Genomic DNA, 6,381 nt, shown 5'->3' with positions numbered 1-6,381 from the left:
GCGCCTTCACCACCCGCTCGAAACCCTCCATCCACCGCTGCACTGTCCGCTCGTCGAACAGGTCCGTGCTGTACTCCCACAGCCCCGTCAGCCCCTCCGCCCCTTCCGTGAGCTGGAGGCTCAAGTCGAGCTTCGCGAGCCCGCTCTCCACCACGATCGGGCGCAAGACGAGCCCGGGGATGCGCACCTCCGACAGCGGCGCGTTCTGGAAGTTGAACGACACGCGGTAGAACGGCGTCTGTCCGGCCTCGCGACCGGGCTGGAGCGCCGCGACGACCTGCTCCAACGGAAGGTCCTGGTGCGCGTAGGCCTCCACGCACGTCTTCCGGACCCGCGCGAGCAGCTCCCGCAGCGTCGGGTTCCCCGCCAGGTCCGTCCGCATCACCAGCGTGTTGACGAAGAAGCCGATGAGGCCCTCCACCTCACGGCGGTTGCGCCCCGCGACGGGCGTCCCCACCGCCACGTCCTGCTGGCCTGACTCGTGCGCGAGCACGACCTCCAGCGCCGCCAGCAGCACCATGAAGGGCGTCAGGCCCTCCTTGCGCGCCAGGGCCTTGAGCGCTTCCCACGGTCCCTGCGTCATCCGGTACGGGAGGGCACCACCCCGCACGCCCACCGCGGTGCGCGGCCGGTCCGCTGGAAGCTCCAGCATCTCCAGTCCACCCAGCCGCTCCCGCCAGTAGGCGAGCTGCTTCTCCAACACCGCCTGCTGCGCGCTTCCCCGCTGCCAGACCGCCCAGTCCGCGTACTGGATTCGCGGCGCCACGAGCGGATCCGGCCGCCCCTGGCTGAAGGCGTCGTAGAGCGCCAGCAGCTCGCGCACCAGCACGCCCATGGACCAGATGTCGAAGACGATGTGATGCAGGACCAACGCCAGCACTTGATCGTGCGTGTCCAGCCGGAGCCACGTCGCCCGCAGCAGCGGCCCCCGCTCCAGGTCGAACGGCCGCAGCGTGTCCGCCTTCGCCAGACGCAGGGCCTCCGCCTCCCGCTCATCGGGCGGCAGGGTCCGCAGATCCACCGTCGCCACCGGCAGCGCCATCGCCGGGGCGATGCACTGCACGGGCTGTCCTCGCTCCTGCGTGAACGTGGTGCGAAGCACCTCGTGACGGTCGACCAGGACCTGAAGGGCGCGCTGGAAGGCCTCCATGTCCAGCGGCCCCGTGGCGCGCAGGACGATGGGCAGGTTGTACAGCGCCAGTCCCGGCTGGAGCTGATCGATGAACCACAGCCGCTGCTGCGCGAAGGACAGCGGCGGCGGCGTGGCCTTCTCCCGGAGCGGGATGGCGTCTGGCGGTGGACCGCCCGCGGCCTCCTGCTTCAACCGACGCAACAGCTCCTCGCGCTTCTCCGGGGAGAGATTGCCAAACCGCTGGACCAGTCCACTCATGGCGCCTTCTCCATCTCCGCCAGCAGGGCCTCGAGCCGACCTGCATCCACCTGGGACGCTTGCGCCTCGAGGACCGCGTTCACCACCCCCACCACCGTGGGCGTCTCAAAGAGGCCGCGGATGGACACCTCCACCGCGAACAGCTCGCGCAGCCGCGACACCACCTGCATGCCCAGCAGCGAGTGCCCACCCAACTCGAAGAAGTCGTCGTGGATGCCCACCCGGTCGATGCCCAGCAGCTCCTGCCACAGGTCCGCGATCTGCTGCTGGATGGCATCCTCCGGCGCCACGTAGCGCGTCCCCAGCGCCGGCCGCGCATGCGCGGACGTGGGGCGTCCTCGCGACGCTGGCGTGGGTCCACCCGCGGCGGGAGCGGACTCCGGGGTCAGGCCGCCCCGAGCCCTTCGCGCGAACAGGTCCCCGGTGGAGACGAGGATCCGCCCCGCCTCCCCCAGCCCGAGGATGCGCTGGAACGCGCGCCCTCCCTCTTCCAGCGTGAGCCCCAACCGCCCCGCCTCCCCGGTCCACCCGTCCCAGTCGACGCAGATCCACCGCGTGTCACCCTGGCGAGCCCGCAGCGCGGCGAAGGCATCCAGGAAGTGGTTGGCGGAGGCGTACGCCGCGAACCCGAGCCCCCCCAGCACCGTGGCCAGCGACGACTGGAGCATCACGAAGTCCAGGGGCACGGCCTCCAGCGCACGTGAGAGCGCGAGCACGCCGTGCACCTTCGCCTCGAACAACACGCCACACCGCGAGGTCGTCACCTCCGAGACCAGCACGTTCGCCGGAGGCCCCACCACGCCCGCCGCGTGGACGACGCCGTGCAAGGCGCCGAAGCGCTCGCGCGCCTGGGCCACCATGCGCCGGCAGTCCTCGTCACGGGTCACGTCCGCCGACACCACCAGCACCTCGGCGCCGGACCGCTCCAGGTCCTCCAGCGCTCGCAGCTTGCGCGACGTGGCGTCGTCGGGACCGTGCGCGGAATGCCACGCGTCCCAGGCCTCGCGCGCGGGCAACTCGCTTCGTCCCACCAGGACCAGGCGTGCCCGCGCTTCGGTCGCCAGACGCGACGCGAGCGCCAGCCCCATGCGGCCCAGCCCGCCGGTGATGAGATAGACGCCGCCCTCCCGCAGCAGCCCTCGGGTGGAGGGCTCCGGCAGGGCCAGGGGCGTGACGTCTTCCACCCAGCGATGCCGGCCGCGCAGCGCCACCATCGCGTCGCGCGGCTCCGCTTCCAGCTCGGCCACCAGCGCGTCCAACCATGGGCGCGCACCGGGCCCCCCCTCCCGCGGCGGCGCGGTGACGTCCACCGCGCGGCAGCGCCAGGCGGGTCCCAGCTCCTGGGGAAGGACGCGGCACGGCCCCAGCGACAGGGCCTGCGTGGGCTCAAGACACTCCTCGCCCGTCACGTCGTGGGCGCCCGTGGTGACCACCGTCAGGGCCACCTCCGCGCCGGGCCACCGGGCCTCCATCGCGCGCGCCAGATACAGGGGCGGGTAGAAGCCACGCCCGAGCACCGCCTCCACCCGCGCCCCATCGTCCACGCCGGTGCCGGTGTGCCCCCATCCATCCAGGAAGGCCACCCGTTCCGGCCGCGCGTCACCCAGCGCCTCGACGAGCCACGCGTGGTGCTCCGGGCGCGTGCCGTCCATGGCGTAGCGTCCAGGCCCCAGCGGGAGGAAGTCGCTTCCGGGCACCACCTCCACCACGGAGGCCCCGTCGCGCCGGAGCCGCTCCGCGACCGCGGTCCCCGGACCGTCCACGAACAACAACCAGCCGCCGCTCCCGCGCGACGGCTCCGGCCGCCGGGCCTGTCTCCAGGACAGCGTGTAGAACCAGCCCGCGGACTCCGGGCGCTTGGTCACGCGCCCTCGCGGATCATGTGCATCCCTCGCGGGCCCGGCCTCCACCCAGTAGCGCTGCCGCTCGAAGGGATAGGTCGGCAACGGCACGCGGCGTCGGGGCTCGGGGGCATGCAGCTTCGCCCCGTCGAGCCGGACGCCGGACAGCCACAGCCGCCCCGCCGCCGCCAACAAGGCCTCCAGGTCCGTGCGCGCATCCTGGGCATGGCGCATGGAAGCCACCACCACCGTCGGCGGCGTCTGGGCTCGCCGCGCCAGGGTCGCCAACGTGTTGCCCGGCCCCACCTCCAGCAGCGCTCGCGAAGGCTCCTCGAGCAGCGTCCGCACGCCTTCCTCGAAGCGCACCGGGCACCGCAGGTGTTCGACCCAGTAGTCCGGGCTCGTCGCCTGCGCGGGGGTGATCCACGTGCCGGTGACGTTGGACACCCACGGCAGCGTGGGCTCGGACCAGCGCACCGCGCGGAGGCGTTCGGCGAAGGCGCCCAGGATGGGCTCCATCATCGCCGAGTGGAAGGCATGCGACGTGTGCAGCCGGCGGCACGCGACGCCTCGCTGCTCCAGGCGCGCGGCCAGGCGCTCCACCGCCTCGAGCGCCCCCGACACCACGCACAGCGACGGCGCGTTGATGGCCGCCAGCGACAAGCCCGGCTCCAGCAGGGTCTGGACCTCCGCCTCGGGAAGGGGGACGGAGAGCATCGCTCCTGGCGGAAGCTGCTCGATGAGCGCGCCTCGCGCGGCGATGAGCGACAGGGCGTCCTCCCACCGCAGCACGCCCGCGAGGCAGGCCGCGACGTACTCGCCCACGCTGTGGCCCAGCATCGCCCGTGGTTTCACCCCCCAGGCCATCCACGTCCGGGCCAGCGCGTAGGACACGGCGAAGAGGGCGGGCTGGGTGAGCGCCGTCCTGCGCAGCTGGCGGTCCGCCTCCACCTCCCCATCCGGGGCGAGCAGCAGCGTGCGCAGATCCACCTTCAGCAAGGGCAACAGCAGCTCACTGCACGCGTCCAGGTGCTTGCGGAACACGGGGAGCTGTTCGTAGAGGCCGCGCCCCATGCCGGCGAACTGGGAGCCCTGACCCGGGAACAAGAAGACGGGTTGCCGCTCCGTCGCGGTCTCATGCTGGGTGAGCAGGCGGGACTCGTCCCGAGAGGCGAGCACCTGTCGCGCATCCTCCGCATCGCGGCAGACGAACGCGCGCCGGTGCTCGAAGCGGCGGCGGCCCACCAGCAGCGTGTGCGCCACGTCCGCCAGCGCCAGGTCGGGATGCTGGGACAGGTGCGACGCGAGCTGTTCAGAGGCCGCGTCCAGGGCCGCTTCGCTGCGCGCGGACAGCACCAGCAGGTGCGCGGTCCTCGAACCGGGGACGGCCGGGGCCTGGGGGGCCTCCTCCAGGATGACGTGCGCGTTGGTGCCGCCGATGCCGAACGAGCTGACGCCCGCCCGCCGTGGCGCGCCCCGCGACTCCCAGGGCCGCAGGGTGGTGTTGACGAAGAAGGGGCCCGCCGCGAAGTCGATGGCCGGGTTGGGCTGCTCGAAGTGCAGGCTGGGAGGGAGCTGCTGGTGGCGCAGCGCCATCACCACCTTGAGCAGTCCCGCGACGCCCGCGGCCGTGTCCAGGTGGCCGATGTTCGTCTTCAGCGAGCCGAGCGCGATGGTCCCCGGCGCGTTCGCCCTGGAGCGGAAGGCCTGGTTGAGGGCGGAGACCTCGATGGGGTCGCCCAGCGGCGTCGCCGTCCCATGGGCCTCGACGTACTGGATGTCGCCGGGCTTCACGCCGGCCACGCCCAACGCCTCGGTGATGACGGCCGCCTGACCGTCCGCGCCCGGCGCCGTGTAGCCCGCGCGCCCGGCGCCGTCGTTGTTGACGGCGGAGCCTCGGATGACGGCGTGGATGGTGTCGCCCTGCGCCAGTGCGTCCGTCAACCGCTTGAGCACGACGATGCCCACGCCAGAGCCCCGCACGGTGCCCTGCGCCCCTGCGTCGAAGGCGCGGCAATGCCCGTCCGGCGACAGGATGTCGCCCTCCTGGGCCAGGTACCCGGCGCGCTGGGGAAGCGAGATGGACACGCCGCCCGCGAGCGCCAGGCTGGACTCTCCCGACAGCAATGACTGGCATGCCAGGTGGACCGCCACCAGGGACGACGAGCAGGCGGTCTGCACCGCGACGCACGGCCCTCGCAGGCCCAGCTTGTGCGCGACGCGCGTGGGAAGGAAGTCCTTCTCGTTGCTGATGCCGACCTGGTACGTGCCGACCGCGCCAAGCAGCTCACGCTGGGGGATGAGCTGCGTGTAGAGGTAGGCCGGCGCGCCCGTGCCGGCGAACAACGACACGGCCCGCGGCCAGGATTCGGTGTCGTAGCCCGCGTGCTCCAGGGCCTCCCACGCGCATTCGAGGAAGAGCCGGTGCTGCGGATCGAGGATCTCCGCCGCGCGGGGGCTGAGGCCGAAGAAGGCCGCGTCGAACCGCTCCACGTCCTTCAGCGGGTACGCCGCTCGGACATAGCCCGGCCTCGCGGCGAGCGACGGATCCACGCCGGCGGCCTCCAGGTCCCGGTCCTCCAGCGGGACGAACGATTCCACGCCGTCTCTCACGTTGCGCCAGAGCGCATCCACGCCGTCCGCACCCGGAAAACGTCCGCTCATGCCGACGATGGCGATGGCTTCGTCGGAACCCGCTGGCTGATCACTCATCGACATCCTCCGACGACGGCGCTTCGGTCTGCTGCCGCACCATCCGGCGCTGTCCAGCGCGCGCCCTGCGTTGCACGAACTCCTCCTCCACCGCGGCTTCGTCGCCGGTCGCGACCGGTGCTGTGCGCTCGCGAACGCGCGTCACGAGCGACGCGATGCTGGAGTACTGGAACAGCTCCGCGAGCGGCACCTCGACCTCGAGGAGCCCGCGCATCCGGCTGTGGAGCTGGACCAGGGTCAGTGAGTTGCCGCCCAGGTCGAAGAACCGATCCTCCAAGCCGACGCGCTCGACCCCCAGCACCTCCTGCCAGAGGGCGGTGAGGTTCCGCTCAAGCTCCGTCGTCGGCGGCACGAACGCATGCGTGCGCGGCGTGGCATCGGCGCTCAGCGCGGGCAGCTTCGCCCGGTCCACCTTCCCGCTCGGCGTCAGCGGCAGCG

At 72.4% G+C, this 6,381-nt stretch carries 3 protein-coding genes; all 3 read right to left on the bottom strand.

The genetic code is table 11. From position 1 onward, the window contains the following. Window positions 1-1,390 (bottom strand): condensation domain-containing protein (locus GTY96_RS36890; protein ID WP_235686139.1); only part of this gene is annotated, 1,390 nt, incomplete at its 3' end. After that, window positions 1,387-5,943: a type I polyketide synthase gene (locus GTY96_RS36885; RefSeq protein WP_161667154.1), complete on the bottom strand. Its 4,557-nt coding sequence runs from the start codon at window positions 5,941-5,943 to the stop codon at window positions 1,387-1,389. The genes GTY96_RS36890 and GTY96_RS36885, both read right to left, overlap by 4 nt. Beyond that, a partial coding sequence (locus tag GTY96_RS36880; protein ID WP_235686138.1) for a phosphopantetheine-binding protein occupies window positions 5,936-6,381 on the bottom strand: 446 nt, incomplete at its 5' end. The genes GTY96_RS36885 and GTY96_RS36880, both read right to left, overlap by 8 nt.

It is taken from the genome of Corallococcus silvisoli (assembly GCF_009909145.1).
Taxonomy (GTDB): domain Bacteria; phylum Myxococcota; class Myxococcia; order Myxococcales; family Myxococcaceae; genus Corallococcus; species Corallococcus silvisoli.
The sequence above is the reverse complement of the archived record's forward strand: the minus strand, read 5'-3'. Positions and strand labels throughout refer to the sequence as shown.